Source organism: Pseudoalteromonas sp. 5Ae-yellow, assembly GCF_014077565.1.
Classification (GTDB): domain Bacteria; phylum Pseudomonadota; class Gammaproteobacteria; order Enterobacterales; family Alteromonadaceae; genus Pseudoalteromonas.
Map to the genome: position 1 here is coordinate 22113 of NZ_JACGWD010000047.1, position 14114 is coordinate 36226.

At 40.3% G+C, this 14114-nt stretch carries 16 protein-coding genes and 2 tRNA genes; 9 read left to right on the forward strand and 9 right to left on the reverse strand.

The genetic code is table 11. The annotated features are described in order from the left end of the window. Positions 1-104: 104 nt before the first annotated feature. The 4 genes from H4J63_RS13215 to H4J63_RS13230 all read right to left on the reverse strand — a co-directional run bounded on the left by H4J63_RS13215 (position 105) and on the right by H4J63_RS13230 (position 4599). Positions 105-1346, reverse strand: coding sequence for an amidohydrolase family protein (locus tag H4J63_RS13215; protein ID WP_182197002.1), 1242 nt, complete (start codon positions 1344-1346; stop codon positions 105-107). A gap of 12 nt (positions 1347-1358) precedes the next feature. Further along, positions 1359-2741, reverse strand: coding sequence for an amidohydrolase (locus H4J63_RS13220; RefSeq protein ID WP_010552614.1), 1383 nt, complete (start codon positions 2739-2741; stop codon positions 1359-1361). Positions 2742-2841: 100 nt separating this feature from the next. Then, on the reverse strand, positions 2842-3627 hold the full coding sequence (locus H4J63_RS13225) for a hypothetical protein (RefSeq protein WP_182197004.1): 786 nt from the start codon (positions 3625-3627) through the stop codon (positions 2842-2844). A 279-nt stretch (positions 3628-3906) separates the two neighbouring features. After that, the gene (locus H4J63_RS13230; protein WP_182197006.1) at positions 3907-4599 is read right to left on the reverse strand and encodes a DUF445 domain-containing protein; all 693 of its coding nucleotides are present in this window, start codon (positions 4597-4599) and stop codon (positions 3907-3909) included. A gap of 125 nt (positions 4600-4724) precedes the next feature. On the opposite strand from H4J63_RS13230, the gene H4J63_RS13235 reads away from it, so the two are divergent. Beyond that, a complete protein-coding gene (locus H4J63_RS13235; protein WP_182197008.1) occupies positions 4725-5597 on the forward strand; it encodes a fructosamine kinase family protein in 873 nt (290 codons plus the stop codon). A gap of 103 nt (positions 5598-5700) precedes the next feature. Beyond that, on the forward strand, positions 5701-5904 hold the full coding sequence (locus H4J63_RS13240; protein WP_008166246.1) for a CPXCG motif-containing cysteine-rich protein: 204 nt from the start codon (positions 5701-5703) through the stop codon (positions 5902-5904). Between the two features lies 1 nt (position 5905). On the opposite strand, the gene H4J63_RS13245 is transcribed toward H4J63_RS13240, so the two are convergent. Then, positions 5906-6532 carry a riboflavin synthase subunit alpha gene (locus tag H4J63_RS13245; protein WP_182197010.1) on the reverse strand — a complete coding sequence of 209 codons (627 nt, stop codon included), beginning with the start codon at positions 6530-6532 and terminating at the stop codon, positions 5906-5908. A gap of 128 nt (positions 6533-6660) precedes the next feature. Between H4J63_RS13245 and H4J63_RS13250 the strand changes: the two genes are divergently transcribed. The 4 genes from H4J63_RS13250 (at position 6661) to H4J63_RS13265 (ending at position 9351) form a co-directional block, all read left to right on the forward strand. Further along, entirely contained in the window at positions 6661-8031 is a 1371-nt protein-coding gene (locus tag H4J63_RS13250; protein ID WP_182197012.1) for an MATE family efflux transporter, read from the forward strand. After that, positions 7994-9058: a DUF3080 domain-containing protein gene (locus H4J63_RS13255; protein ID WP_259365666.1), complete on the forward strand. Its 1065-nt coding sequence runs from the start codon at positions 7994-7996 to the stop codon at positions 9056-9058. Before H4J63_RS13250 ends, H4J63_RS13255 begins: the two co-directional genes overlap by 38 nt. Before the next feature lie 113 nt (positions 9059-9171). After that, positions 9172-9248: transfer RNA gene (locus H4J63_RS13260), tRNA-Val, on the forward strand. 26 nt (positions 9249-9274) lie between these two features. Next, positions 9275-9351, forward strand: a tRNA-Val gene (locus H4J63_RS13265). A gap of 323 nt (positions 9352-9674) precedes the next feature. Here H4J63_RS13265 and H4J63_RS13270 read toward each other — a convergent pair. Both H4J63_RS13270 and H4J63_RS13275 read right to left on the reverse strand, forming a co-directional pair. Further along, the gene (locus H4J63_RS13270) at positions 9675-9845 is read right to left on the reverse strand and encodes a hypothetical protein (protein ID WP_259365667.1); all 171 of its coding nucleotides are present in this window, start codon (positions 9843-9845) and stop codon (positions 9675-9677) included. Between the two features lie 74 nt (positions 9846-9919). After that, the gene (locus tag H4J63_RS13275) at positions 9920-10240 is read right to left on the reverse strand and encodes a WYL domain-containing protein (RefSeq protein WP_259365668.1); all 321 of its coding nucleotides are present in this window, start codon (positions 10238-10240) and stop codon (positions 9920-9922) included. Between the two features lie 67 nt (positions 10241-10307). Between H4J63_RS13275 and H4J63_RS13280 the strand changes: the two genes are divergently transcribed. Beyond that, positions 10308-10493 carry a hypothetical protein gene (locus H4J63_RS13280; protein WP_182197014.1) on the forward strand — a complete coding sequence of 62 codons (186 nt, stop codon included), beginning with the start codon at positions 10308-10310 and terminating at the stop codon, positions 10491-10493. A gap of 137 nt (positions 10494-10630) precedes the next feature. Here the strand turns inward: H4J63_RS13280 and H4J63_RS13285 are convergent, their stop codons facing one another. Next, the gene (locus tag H4J63_RS13285; RefSeq protein ID WP_182197015.1) at positions 10631-11206 is read right to left on the reverse strand and encodes a TetR/AcrR family transcriptional regulator; all 576 of its coding nucleotides are present in this window, start codon (positions 11204-11206) and stop codon (positions 10631-10633) included. An 80-nt stretch (positions 11207-11286) separates the two neighbouring features. On the opposite strand from H4J63_RS13285, the gene H4J63_RS13290 reads away from it, so the two are divergent. Beyond that, entirely contained in the window at positions 11287-12159 is an 873-nt protein-coding gene (locus tag H4J63_RS13290) for an alpha/beta fold hydrolase (protein ID WP_182197017.1), read from the forward strand. Beyond that, complete coding sequence (locus H4J63_RS13295) at positions 12156-12455, forward strand: hypothetical protein (protein ID WP_182197019.1); 300 nt, start codon at positions 12156-12158, stop codon at positions 12453-12455. Before H4J63_RS13290 ends, H4J63_RS13295 begins: the two co-directional genes overlap by 4 nt. 298 nt (positions 12456-12753) lie before the next feature. Here H4J63_RS13295 and H4J63_RS13300 read toward each other — a convergent pair whose 3' ends face one another. Then, positions 12754-14016 carry a DUF2130 domain-containing protein gene (locus H4J63_RS13300; RefSeq protein ID WP_182197021.1) on the reverse strand — a complete coding sequence of 421 codons (1263 nt, stop codon included), beginning with the start codon at positions 14014-14016 and terminating at the stop codon, positions 12754-12756. Positions 14017-14114 lie beyond the last annotated feature (98 nt).

Genomic DNA, 14114 nt, shown 5'->3' on the forward strand with positions numbered 1-14114 from the left:
AAGTAAGCGGCTTTTTTATGTCTAAACTTTACAAAAAAAGGCCGCTATCATTAGATAGCGACCTTTTTGATTAACCAAAACTATTTAAGTTATTTAAACTCTGATTACTTAGTATAAGCCCGTGGCATTTTTGAATCTGTCGTATAACGGTCACGCAGTTTATCTTGACGAGATTGTGTAGAAACCTCAACGCCATTAATAAACATTTTGCTCACATGGCTGCTTAGCTCAAACGGGTCATTACTCCATATTACTACATCAGCAGCTTTGCCAACTTCAAGGCTACCTGCATTAATGCCAAATACATCAGCAACGTTTGATGTAACCGCTTTTAACGCACCTTCTTGGCTCATACCGTACGACACAGCATTACCAGCATCAAAACGTAGCTGATAAATGTTGTGGCTTGCATCGCCGCCTACCGTTAATAATACTTTAACGCCCGCTTTTTCAAGCACACTAGCATTATCTAAACTTGCATGAAGCGAATCAAAGCTTCCTGGTAAGCTATCCATTGCACTAATAATCACTGGAATATTTGCTTTAGCAACGCGCTCTTTTACTACAACAGCATCTTGCGCACCATTAAGTACTAGGTTAATACCAAATTGCTCTTTTACTTTAATTAGCTCAATAATATCCGCCGCACGCGAAACGCCAACCACTAATGGCATTTCGCCACTAAGTACTTTTGCCATTACTTTGTCTTCAGTACTTGGCTTGTCGTCATCTTTTTTAGCTTTTTTACCGGCTTTAGTTTTGTGCTCATCAAGTTTATTAATCAGTGTTTGCAAAGTGAAAGCGCGAGAGCCTTTACTGCGCTCACCTAAGTAAACAATTAAAGCCGCTTGTTTTTGCATGTCGCTGTCAAAACTACCACTTAAATCAACAACACTCGCAAGGCCTGAAAAAATGCTATCGCCGCCATGAGGGGTAATGACATCGCGTGTTACACCGCCTTTACGAGCGTAAGGGATTAAGCTTGAATGTGCGTTGTAAGCAAGACTTACGTCAAAATCAATACCGGCTTTTTCCTCGCCTGCATCGCGAGAGCCTGCAACTGCACTTACTTCAACTAAACCAAGTTGATTAATACTTGCAATAAAGCCAGGGGTTACAATTTGGCCCTTTGCATCAATAATTTGATCAACTTTAATTTCAGTTGGGTTAATCGCTGTGATTTTACCATCTGTCATTACAATGCTTGCCGCTTCTAAAACACCTTGATCAGATGACGTATACAATGTTGCATTAATAATTGCTAGCGATTGTGCGCTTACAGCACCAGATGCTAATAATCCTGCAGCAACCAGAGAAAGCGAAAACGAACGTGATAAATTTTTCATTCTGGGTGCTCCTTATTGTTGACCTAACATAAAATCACTTGTTGCTTGATACGCGCTGTCGTTTCTATCGTAAACTTTTGCACCATCAACAAACACTTGTTCAGCTTTAGCATAAACACTAAATGGGCTTTGATTCCAAATAACCACATCGCCCTGCTTACCCGCTTCTAGTGAACCTGTTTTGTCATCAATACCTAACGACTTAGCAGCGTTAGCCGTGATCCATTTAATAGCGTGTTGCTCAGAAATATCAAAACCGTTTTCGTTAGCACGGTACATAACCTTGCCAGCTTCTTGGTTTAAGCGCTGAATAGTAGTATCTGAATCTGAGTGAACAACTGCACATGAATTTTTAACAGCATCAACAATAGCTACGTTTTCTTGAACCATGTCGTAGGCTTCCATTTTAAAACCCCACCAGTCTGGCCAAAGTGCAGCACACGAGCCATTCTCAGCAAGTAGGTCAGCAATTTTATATGCTTCTACACCGTGGTGAAAAGTACCCGCGTCGTAATTAAATTCTTTTGACAGGTCAATCATCATTGCCATTTCTTCAGCTTTATAACAATGATTATGAATACGTACTTCGCCCTCAAGCACACCACGAAGCGTGTCGTGTTTAATATCACGTACTGGTGCTTCTGGGTTTAAACCTGCTTCATAATCGGCATCGTATTTATCCCACGCACGTTTGTACTCAGCGGCTTCAGCCCACGCCATACGGTAACCCGCCATATTACCCATACGGGTAGAAGGCAATACACCTTGACGACCATAAACACGTTTAGGATTTTCACCACACGCCATTTTTAAACCATAGGGTGCTTCTGGAAATTTCATGCCTTGCATAGTGTGTGCAGGTACGTTTTTAAGCGTAACGCCGCGGCCACCAAATAAGTTAGCTGAGCCTGGTAAAATTTGTAGAGAAGTAATGCCGCCTTCGCGTGCGCGATTAAAGCCAGGATCTTGTGGCCAAACAGAATGCTCAACCCACACTTCTGCAGTGTTAGGGCTTGTCATTTCGTTACCATCTTGATGCGACTCAACCGAAGGGCTTGGATAAGCACCTAAATGTGAATGTACGTCAATAATACCCGGTGTTACCCATTTGCCTTGTGCATCAATTGTAACATCAGCAGTAGCAGTTAAGTCTTTACCAACTTGTTGTACTTTGCCGTCAACAAGTAATACATCAGCTTCATCTAAACGCTCACCAGTACCTGTAAGTACTGTTGCATTTGTAATAAGTGTGCTTGATGTAGAAACGGGCTGATAAGTGCTTGGGTAAGGATTTTTGTTGATTGTTATTTTATCGTCTTGCGGGCCGTTTTCTTGGCAACCTACAAGTGCAGCAGCTAAGCCAACTGCTAATAAAGAAGGTGCAAATTTTTGCATGTTGTTTGGATCTCCTGTTTTTTTGCTACTTTAGCGAAAGCTAAGGAATAAAGCCAAAAAAACAGGTGAAAACGCAGTTAATTAAGATGAATATCTGTAATTATTTCTTTATATAATTGTTATACAACTTTTCAAGCGCACCTTCGGTTGTAAGCGAGGGGTCTTTGCTTATAAAGTGCTTTACCGTACGCGTTACAAAATCAGAGTTTTGCTTATGTAGCTTAGAAAAATCTTTAATAATTGTATTACCGTCTTTAGCCGCTGTCACTTTGTCATGACGGTGATGATACTGGCTTAGCGCTTTATTAAAATCCCCTTGGTAGTCTTCAACCAAAATTTTATAAAAGTCACTTTTTTGTACGTTTAAATCATTAATGCAGTAATTTAGCGCCTCTTTAAAGTCAGTAAATATCATGCCTTCTACATCAAACTCTTTTGTTTTTTCACGTACTGCTACTTTGGCATCTTCTGTGGCATAGCTAAAACCAGTAAACGCTAAACGCTCAGCGGCTTCTTTTCCTAATTTCATACCCGCTTGAATACTATGCGCAAACTCATCGCTCATATCGCCAAGTTCGTTTTCTTCCCACATGTTATAAACACGCAGAGGTTTTGCGTATTTAGTGGCAAGCTTTTTCTTCATTTTAGTGAAACGCTCATCAATCGTCATCAGCCTTTCGTTATGTAAAAGTGCATGACACTCATAACACGCAGGAATAGATATAAAATCAGCTTCTTCACCTAAATCAACAATGCTTTGTAGCATATGCAGCGGAGGACAATGGTCGCGCTCTGTCGCTTCACAGCCACAATAAAAACACTGGTTAAAATGCTGCTGATCGCAAGCGTATGCTTGCTGATAATAACTGGCTAACGTTTTGCTCACCGTTGCTCCTAAAAAACACGACTAAATTATGGGGGCGATAATAACAGCCTGAAAAAATAAGTCATACCAATTACATTAAATTAGTAATCTATTATTGCGCTAATAAAGTAGCGCAATAACAAGGCGAAATTATAACGTGTAGTTGCTATCACTAATTGCTCCCTGCATTGCTCTACCTCCTGCATCCATGCACTCGTACACGAACAATTTTTAACGCAGTAATTGCGCTATTTAATGCGATAAAATGATTGTTTTTTTAATTGGTATCAGTAGCTATATTTAAATCACGGCCGCTATTAAACCAAATAAACCACCAAACACACCACCCCACACAACAAGCCAGCCTAAGTGCTCGCGGATCATGGTTTGAATAATCTCTTTAACCATTTTTGGGGTAAGCTCATCTAAGCGCTCATCAACTAATTTAAGTACTGTTTTATGTAGGCTCTCTGCGCTATTACCTTGTGAGAGTGTTTGGCTTACTAATGCTTTAAAATCGTCAGTTTGGGAAATCTCACTAAGCGACAATTGCATTTTTTCAATAAACTTTTCACGCATTGGCTCTATTGCCGCTGTGCCACCAAACATCCCTAACATGCTACCAAACTGTGACTCTTCAATAACGACAAGTAAATTGTCGAATGCAGGGTTTAAATCAACATTGCTAATTATTGGCTCAAAATCGATATTGGGCTGCGCTTTATTGAGTAAATTATTAATTTTTTGCTCTGAAAAAAACTCCGTTAATATTAGGTTTCGTATAGCTACTTTAAAGCTTTCAAACTTAAGCGCTATAACGCCTGAGCCATATAAAAACGGGACCTTTTCGAACAACATATGAATCGCTAATAAATTAGTTACCGCGCCAGAAAGTGCAAATAAACCAACTGATAACACAATTGCTTGGTTAAACATAAAACCTACAACAACACATAAACCCGCTAGCAAATTGGTTATTAAACTTTTGTTCATTTTTACTCCATTACAGTAAGTGTAATTTTTATGCAATATAGTCGTTAATTTTACAACGTTTAGATTGTTAAATTAATACCTTTTTGCCATAGTTTAAGTATCTGTTTAAAAGGCGAGCAATTGTTATGTGGAAAACAGTAAATGAGCACATCAGCCAAGCCATTAATTTTGACTTTAAACACACCTATAAACGCCAATTACAAAGTACAAATACCGATAAACTATTTCATATTACCAATGGTACGCATAACTTCTTCGTTAAAATAGCATTAAAAAGCGAACTCGAGCGTTTAGAAAGTGAATTTATTGGCTTAAAGCTTTTAGCGCAAAATAGTAATTTTAAAGTCCCTGAATGTATTACAACCGGTGCAAATATAGAGTTTTCGTTTATTGTTTTACAGTGGCTTGTTTTAGATAAACAACCCCACAACACGTGGGCAACTATGGGAAGCAGCCTGGCTAAAATGCATCAAAAACACGACCAAGCCATGTTTGGTTTTGATGTAGACAACTACATAGCCACTACTATACAACCTAATCGCTGGCATAAAAAATGGGATGTATTTTACGCCGAAGAGCGTATAGGGTGGCAATTACAGTTACTCGCTGAAAAAGGCATTAACTTTATTGAACCCGAGCGCTTAATTAATGCCGTTAAAGAACAGCTGCATAGTCATCAAGTTGAGCCCTCATTACTGCATGGCGATTTTTGGCGAGGAAATATGGGCTTTTTAAAAGCAGAGCCAACGGTATTTAACCCGGCTTGTTATTATGGTGATCGGGAAGTGGATATTGTAATGAGCGAACTATTTGCGCCACTGCCAAAAGACTTTTATAGCGCCTATAACCAGCACTATCCGCTTTCTCAAAATTACGAAAAACGTAAGTTAATATACCAGCTATACCCTATTTTAAATCACGCTAACATCTTTGCCGGTCACTATCTTACTGAAGCTAAACAACATATAGAAAAGCTGGTATTTGAAGGTATAAAATAAGTGTCATAAGCTGCATTTCAGCACTATATTTAATGAGTAAGTAGGCGTTCATCTGTAAGCGATTAAGTTAAATCTAACTTAATTATTTATAACTGGAGTGATTATGAAAGATTTTTTATCACAACGAATAACGTGCCCACACTGCGGACACCACATACATTTAGACTTAGACGCAAGCATGGGAGATCAAGACTACATAGAAGATTGCACTGCCTGCTGTAACCCAATTCATTTAAATATGCATATAGATCATGCTAACAATAAATTAGAGCTACACGTAGACAGTGACGACGAACAAATATTTTAACTTAAGCCTGATGGCGTAAGTAGTTTTCTACCGTATTTACAATAGTGTAAGTTTGCTGATCAACTTCAATATTAAACTTGTCACCCACTTGCGCTGCACCAATGTTTGTAATGGCGAGCGTTTCCGGAATTAGGTGTAACCAAAAACCATGTTCATCAACTTCGCCCACGGTTAAGCTTGCGCCATTTATAGCAACAAACCCTTTATATAACACATACTTTTGCCACTCTTTTGGCAAACTGAGTTGTATTTTGCAGTTGTTCTCAAGCTTCACTATTTGAGAAATTTGTGACGTACAATGAATATGCCCAGACACTATATGCCCACCTAGCTCAGTACCAAACGTAACAGAGCGTTCGTAATTAACTAAACTACCTAACTCAAGCAGTCCTAAATTAGTTAACTTTAGGGTTTCGTCAATCACATCAAAATGCACTTGCGCTACCACATCGTGATTACTTAGCTCAACTTGCACAACTGTTAAACAACAGCCATTAATAGCAATACTTGCGCCTAAATCTAAATGCTTAACGTACTCATCGCTCACCGATACAACTAAGCGTAAAACACCGTCTGTTTGAGTTTTAGAGACCACCGTAGCTTGCGTTTGCACTATTCCTGTAAACATAAAATCACTTTAAATTATTACAAAGTGCTAGTTTAACGTATCAACTCATAAAATCATTCACTACTGTGATTTTTATTTAAACCCCAATAGATTACAATTACGCCCTATTTTATCAACTAGCTGTTTTTATGACCTTTTGCAATTGGGAAGCCAAGCGTTTACTTTCCCTCGCTTTACCTGTTTTTTTAGCGCAAGTTACACTTATTTTAATGTCGGTCGTCGACACAATTATGGCAGGCCAAGTTAGCCCTACTGACTTAGCTGCACTGTCTATTGCAACAGGAATATGGAACCCATTATTACTTGGCCTTCAAGGCATTTTATTAGCGCTTACCGGTATTATTGCGCAGTTTTCGGGTAGTGATGACCGCAAAGGCATTAGCCACTATTTTCAACAAGCGCTTTATTTAACCGCTATTTTGAGCTTTACAGGCTTTGGAATTGCCCATTTAGCAGATGCTATTATTTTTAAGCTCGATACAACGCCTGCAATTGCAAACCTTGCCATTGACTACATTCACTTTGTGAAATGGGGTGTGTTTGGATTTTTAACTTTTACGGTATACAGAAACGTTACCGAAGGCATGGGAATGACCAAGCCCGCGTTTTACATAAGCCTATTAGGTTTAGCTGTTAATATTCCGGTAAATTATATTTTCATAAATGGCTTATTTGGTTTTCCTGCCTATGGCGGCGCGGGCTGTGGCATTGCCACAGCCATTGTTTTAACTGTTATGGCAATAGCGCAAGTCACTTACTGCCAAATGAGTAAAAAAGTAGATGCTAAAGGCCTGCTTTCATCATTCGAAAAACCTAATTTCACTACCATTGGTATTATTACTAAGTTAGGTATACCAATTTCACTCGCCACCTTTTTTGAAGTCACTTTATTTGCGTGTATACCGCTATTTATAGCGCATTTAGGTGCAGTAGCTATATCGGGGCATCAAATAGCAGCCAGTGTAACTACATTGCTGTTTATGATGCCGCTGAGCCTATCAATCGCTATTAGCATTCGTATAGGTAACTTATACGGCCAAAAGAACATGACTCAATTAAAAGTTGCGGTTTCTACCAGTTATATTTTAGCCATTGCTGTGGCGTTATTTTTAGCACTTATTACGTTTGCCGGTCGTGATTTAATTAGCCAACTGTATACCGACAGCCCCGCTGTTATGGCATTGGCTTCATCAATTATGATTTTAGCGTGTATTTACCAATTACCTGATGCACTCCAAGTTGCAGCAAATGGCATACTCCGTGGGTTAAAATACACCACGCCTATATCGTATATTACGTTTATATCGTATTGGTTAATCGGCTTTTGTTTAGGTTACGTATTGGCAAGAACAGACATAATTGTGCCAGCTATGGGGCCACACGGTTTCTGGACTGGGATAATAGTAGGTCTTAGTGTCGCTGCTATTTTATTAATGCTAACGGTAAAAAAACGTCTAAAATATGAATTTCTTAAAATTGATGCACTCAATCAAAACTAACAAACTCAGCCTTAAAACATTACCAGCTGCTTTGCTGGTAATGTGTTTTTTAACGATTACTGGCTGCAACAAACCACAAAGTAATATAAACGTTACTTATATTGAACGCTTAAGTAGCACAGTTGATACAAGCCCAACACAGCCTGCGCCACTCAAGCAACTCCCCTTACTGCAGCCTACCCCAATAGCACAAAGTGACTTAACACTGAGCATTGTTGAGCTTGCAGGCATTAGCCAATGTAAGCTTAACGTGCTTATAAGTGAGCACAATAACCAATTAGGAAAAACCGCCAGCGCTGCTGGGCAATTAAAATATCAAATAAACTTTATCAAAAGTGCACAAGTTTGCTTAAATACGCTTGATAAAAACAGCCCTAGCTATACAAAAATACTCGCTGCCAAAAACTATAAAGAAACACACCTAATGCACTTTTTTAACGCCATGTTATTTAAAGAGCCAGAGCTAAATCGTACCTGGCAACTCACCTCAAACGAGCTTACTACTGAACCTGCAGGTTTTAGCGATACCGTAATTGCGCTAAAGCAACTTGTATTCATTAAGCAGAAAATTAAGGCGAAAGAATTTAGTGAAATTAATAGTAATTCTATTTTTAGTGCACTCGAGCAGCTTAATAAATTTCAATTTAACCAAGCACTCATTCAATCGGCCCGTAAACAGGTAGTGTTAAATAACAGCGCCACGCAGTTTGTAAAAACACTAAACTTGAATACCCTATGCCCTCAGGGTAAAAATAATAAAAGCGCAAAAATCATAAACAACGTATTTCAAAAGTTTTACCTAAAAGAAATTCAGCCCTATCAAGCGCAATTAACTGGTTATCTGGAGGTACTACAACCGCTTTATAATGAGCTTTGGTTTAACGAAAGTATCTCAAGCCCTCAAATTAATAACTTAGTCAAAACGGACTCAGCAAGTAACTTACTGAACTTACTTAAAAGCTCAGCTAAAAAACATGTGGTTTGGTGGCAAGTATTTTATAAAACGTGTGAAATAAGCCCAATGTGAATAAAAAAACGGCAAATAAACTCAAAAACAACAAACTTGCTTGATTCACCAACCGCCACGCTATATATTAGCCGCCGTTGTTAAGCAATTAACACCTACTTAAATAAAGTAATACGACTGTAGCTCAGTTGGTTAGAGCACTACCTTGACATGGTAGGGGTCGGTGGTTCGAATCCACTCAGTCGTACCAACATTTAAGAATCCTAAAAAAATTGTACGACCGTAGCTCAGCTGGTTAGAGCGCTACCTTGACATGGTAGAGGTCGGTGGTTCGAATCCACTCGGTCGTACCAATTAAACTCTATATTTCAAACAGTTAAAAACCCTATTCAATATATTCGTTTAATTATTCAACTAAAAATTAAATTCTTAGTTTTTTATTATTTTGTATTCAAAATTTTAAAATAACGAGAGCCAAGCCTCAAAAGATCATCCTAAAAATTCCAGTTTTTATCGATTTGTGCCCAAACTTGTGCCCAAGCGCCCAAACCACTTTTTTAGCTCTTTAATCTTCCTCAAAATTAGACCCCTACCCTTGCAAATTCACAAACCTCAAATCACAAATTCCAAACCAAAAATTTCAAATCAGGTGACCACTACCCTAATATTTTCCGTGTCATTTCATGAAATATTCTATAAGTACCACTTTGTCGGTATTAACGCTATACAAGTGCGCCTGCTCAGACTCGCGTTGTTCAAAAATACTGTTAAGCGTATTACAGCCACACCCACCAATACCAAATACACCAATCGATAAACCATCATTTTGTTGAATTAATTGAAACATAACTACTCCTTAACTTTAAAATGGAGCATAGCAAGCAGGTGCGTCAATATTTGACGCACCCAAACTAGTTGGAGTTATTTATAGATGTTAACGGCCGCTTTAAGCTTTGTAGTGATTCTTTGCCGCAATTTTTCAGGTTTAGCAACCTCGATCCAATGGGCACATTTAAATAGTTCATCGGTTAGTTGTTCAGTATCAATAGTCTGGTAGGTAAGTAATACGTTTTTATCGTCAATCTGTTGCTTGTCAATCAGCTCGCCAAGTTCAATAAAACCTTGATTAACTGCAGAGTGGTTAGGCACTTTTACAATTAACTCGATCGTTTCTTGCTTCATACCTTTATTAATCGCACTGCGTAACGACTTTAACTGCTCAGCGACACTGAATGGCGACAAGGAATCGACCATTTCGTATTTATCGACGTTGGCTGCCCAGCACAAAATGCTTTGGACAGGTACGGGTATGCATCCATCCAATGCTAAGAGTTCGACTCGTGACGATCTCAATCATCTTGGTGGCTACAAAGGGCTGCTCGTTGCGTCGCCATCTGATGCTTCGGTAGATGAGATGATCCCGGGTGACCTCAAGACAGCTGAAGCATTTGGTGCTAATGTCGCTGAGGTCACTAAGGCCGTTAAGGGTCTGTAATCGGCAATCTGGCGAGCTTAACACTGTGGTGCTATGCTCGCCAGATACCTAATTAATTCCGCTGGCTGTGAAGGCTACGGCCATGTTCTAGCTTGAGTATACGACCCGGTTGACGGGCACGAGCCATGATGGAAAAATTAAACCTGTGTAAGCAGAGTCAATAATTGCCCCTCAACTCGATCAAACGGATCAATGCTGCGTTGGGCGCGGCACAGTGCGATAGCTCCCTCGGCAGCTGCAACAACCAGCGTGGCGATCCCTGATGCAGCTGCCAAATCACTCCCTTCGGCAATTAGAGCTGCTGCTAGTTTCTCTTCCCATAGATTAAAAATTATTGCGGCGGCTTTCAGCGTATTTTCCGCTACCTCATCTAAAGGCTCCTCTACTGCAACAGCCAGCACCGGGCATCCGATGCGGAAGTTAGATTCCAGTAGTATTACTCGCCACACTCCCAGAAATTCACGTATTCCAAGGGCTGCACCTTTTCGCAAATGGTGATCCAGACTCGCTGCAACTTTCTCTCCTGCGAACACGACGGCTTCAACCACCACCTGTTGTTTGCCATCGGGAAAGTGGTGGTAAGTCGATCCTAGAGGCGACTTGGCGCGTTTGGACATTTCGCGGATGCTTGTGGCATTGAGACCATGCTGTGCCAGCATCTCGGCGGCAGTTTTGACCATGCGCTGGCGGGTATCGGCTTGGTGAAATTTCATCAGGAAGATCCTTGTTATAACAGTCGTTATAGGTTAGCATAAAATTCACCTATAACGACCGTTATAATTGAGAGATAACTATGATTACAGAAGCTTTCCCCGTAAACCTCGTCACCGCTGATGGTTTCACCTTGGGTGGCAAGCGTTATCCGGCTGGCAGTCCGTTGAAAGGAAAACTAGTCGTTGCGGGAGCCACAGCCGTTCCTCAAGGGTTCTATAAACGATTTGCGCAATTCGCTAGCGCCAGAGGCTATGAAACCTTAACGTTCGACTATCGCGGCATAGGGGAATCGCGTCCTGTTTCTCTTAAGGGGTTTCGCATGGATCTTTTGGACTGGGCTCGTCAGGATCTCGCGGCTGCGGTTGAAGCTATGGTCGACGATACAACGCCCATGTTCGTTGTGGGTCACTCCTTCGGCGGACATGCCTTTGGGCTACTGCCCAACCACGATAAGGTCACTGGCTTCTATGTTTTTGGCACAGGAGCGGGCTGGCATGGTTACATGCCACTGGGAGAACGGTTGCGTGTTCTTATGATGTGGAGGCTAGTTCTTCCTTTATTGACATGGTGGAAGGGTTATTGCCCGTGGAAGATGCTGGGTATGGGCGAGGACTTGCCAGTTGACGTTTTTCATCAATGGCGTCATTGGTGTCAGTACCCACACTACTTCTTCGATGACCCCAGCATGCGTGGGATCGAAAAAACCTATGCGGAAGTTCAAACGCCTATCGTGGCGGCTAATGCGTTGGACGATCTTTGGGCTTCTCCCCTTTCTCGCGATGCCTTCGTGCAGAGCTACCGAAACGCTCCTTTAGTGCGCAAAGACCTGAACCCAGAATTGGTCGGCGGCAAGATCGGACACATGGGTTACTTCCGACAATCCGCAGAACCACAATGGAGTGAGATGCTGGAATGGTTCGCAGGTTTGCCCTACACGAGTGTCGACGCATGAAAGTGAAACAACCCTGGCTAGGCCGGTTGCTGTTGGCGCTTGTCGCCGGTAGTGTCCTTCACTACACGGACAACTTGCTGTTTTTTGAGCAGTACCCTGAGCCACCTTGGATCAATCAGCACCAGATTGATGCCTTTTGGTGGGTCATGACTCCACTGGCCTGGATTGGCTATTCCTTAATCATGCGAGGTTCACTTCGCGTCGGAACTGCAACGCTGTTGACTTACGCTGCCTGCAACCTGCTTACGCTTGGGCTATTTTTAATGAATTCACGAACTCTTGATAAATCAGTTTGAAAATCTCCTGTTTCTTCAAATGCATCCCACAACTGAGGTAACTTAATAGGTTTACAGGAATATGATTTTGGATCAAAACTCTTAAGGTGAGTGGGTAAATAAGGGGTTAACCCGGTAAAGGTTGTATCTAAAACTTTATTTGTTGATGCTGCTTCCCGACCTTGGGATAGTTATATACTACTAGCGTTAATCTACCATTCATTTTACTCAAATCAAGTGGTTAAGTAATTATTTAGATAAATCACTTATATTAGCGACCAGTTAAGAGCAAAATTTGCTCTTAACTGGTTTTTGTTTATTACTCTAGAGTAGCTATTTCATCCAACATTGGCATACCACCATGCGAGAGGCCCTGCAATTCCCCACAAATCGACATCATTTGCGATGTTATCCCTGTAATTTGCCCTTCACGCTTTTTCCAGATCCTTTGCATTGCGTTTCTTTCTTTATCAAGTTCAATTTTCATTTGTTCTTGATGTTCTACAACCGCTTTTAAACGATGAACAAATTGCGTGCTACAAATATAATCATATATAGCCTCTACTTGTTCGCTTTTGCCCGCACTAACCGTTTTTTGGCGCTGTGACTCTAAAAGTACGATTCTAAGTGCTTCACTAAGACCTTTTGCTAAAGCAGGTTTAACTAACCAAACTCCATCAAGCATTAACATGGGCTCATTTGTATTAGCAGGAAAAACTGTTGTTACTAGTACTCCAATATCACCAGCGGCATTTTGTACATCTGTTTTAAGTTTGCTAACCCAAGCGTTTGACCAATTTTCAGCTCGCTTTGTCTCCCACACTATTTTACCGCACACAGTACCTGAGCGCATGCAAACTGTTTGAATAACATCTGCGCCTTTAGCTCCTTTTTTTACAGGTTCAATAAAATCTACTGGGTATAAATGAGCCAATGTAGTCTCTAGCTCAAGCTCTAAAACTTCACCTTGTAATTGTTGTGACCCTTGCTCTAGCTTGCGCTTAAGGTCGTTATTAGCTTTGGAAGCATCATCAATTTTTTTACGGTACTCAGCTTCTATCAATTTGAACTCATTTGCAGCATCGTCGCGAAGTAACTGCTTTTGCTCTTCAACTTTACGTGCTAATTCAAGCTCAAAGTTTTTTTGTTTATCTTCAAGCTCTGTTTTAGCTTTTCTGAGTTTAAGCTCTTCGTTTCTAAATTGATCTAATTGCTCATCTTTAGATTTAATTGACTCTTCTAGGCTTTGTTGTTCTAAACTGACAGCCTCTCTCACGCGCTGCTCTACTTTTGCTTTTTCAGATTCAATCTTAGCATTTAGTATTTCTGCACTTTGCTTACTATCTTCTAACTGCTCTTTTAATTGGGTTAATTGCTGCTGAAATATTTTTGACGCTGATTTTTCTGCCTCTTTTGTGGCTTGGGCTTTAAAGGAAGTTAATTGCTGGTTGAGTAGTTGCTCATACTCGTTTTCATGTTGCTCAATTAAATGCTTTGCTATTGCATCTTTTACATGAAAATCAGTATCACAATGAGGACAGGTTATTGAATCGTTTGCATTAAGGATAATTTTAGAAGTCATGGCTAAGCCTTGTAATAGTTAAATACAAATAAACTATTACAAGCTTAATGCCAAAGTATAAAAGATTGTTTTGTAAAGATTTAATCAAATAACTACAT

Coding starts and splice junctions, on each gene's coding strand:
- H4J63_RS13215 (WP_182197002.1), bottom strand. CDS start 1,346: ATGAAAAATTTATCACGTTCGTTTTCGCTTTCTCTGGTTGCTGCAGGA.
- H4J63_RS13220 (WP_010552614.1), bottom strand. CDS start 2,741: ATGCAAAAATTTGCACCTTCTTTATTAGCAGTTGGCTTAGCTGCTGCA.
- H4J63_RS13230 (WP_182197006.1), bottom strand. CDS start 4,599: ATGAACAAAAGTTTAATAACCAATTTGCTAGCGGGTTTATGTGTTGTT.
- H4J63_RS13235 (WP_182197008.1), top strand. CDS start 4,725: ATGTGGAAAACAGTAAATGAGCACATCAGCCAAGCCATTAATTTTGAC.
- H4J63_RS13240 (WP_008166246.1), top strand. CDS start 5,701: ATGAAAGATTTTTTATCACAACGAATAACGTGCCCACACTGCGGACAC.
- H4J63_RS13245 (WP_182197010.1), bottom strand. CDS start 6,532: ATGTTTACAGGAATAGTGCAAACGCAAGCTACGGTGGTCTCTAAAACT.
- H4J63_RS13250 (WP_182197012.1), top strand. CDS start 6,661: ATGACCTTTTGCAATTGGGAAGCCAAGCGTTTACTTTCCCTCGCTTTA.
- H4J63_RS13255 (WP_259365666.1), top strand. CDS start 7,994: ATGAATTTCTTAAAATTGATGCACTCAATCAAAACTAACAAACTCAGC.
- H4J63_RS13270 (WP_259365667.1), bottom strand. CDS start 9,845: ATGTTTCAATTAATTCAACAAAATGATGGTTTATCGATTGGTGTATTT.
- H4J63_RS13280 (WP_182197014.1), top strand. CDS start 10,308: ATGCATCCATCCAATGCTAAGAGTTCGACTCGTGACGATCTCAATCAT.
- H4J63_RS13285 (WP_182197015.1), bottom strand. CDS start 11,206: ATGAAATTTCACCAAGCCGATACCCGCCAGCGCATGGTCAAAACTGCC.
- H4J63_RS13290 (WP_182197017.1), top strand. CDS start 11,287: ATGATTACAGAAGCTTTCCCCGTAAACCTCGTCACCGCTGATGGTTTC.
- H4J63_RS13295 (WP_182197019.1), top strand. CDS start 12,156: ATGAAAGTGAAACAACCCTGGCTAGGCCGGTTGCTGTTGGCGCTTGTC.
- H4J63_RS13300 (WP_182197021.1), bottom strand. CDS start 14,016: ATGACTTCTAAAATTATCCTTAATGCAAACGATTCAATAACCTGTCCT.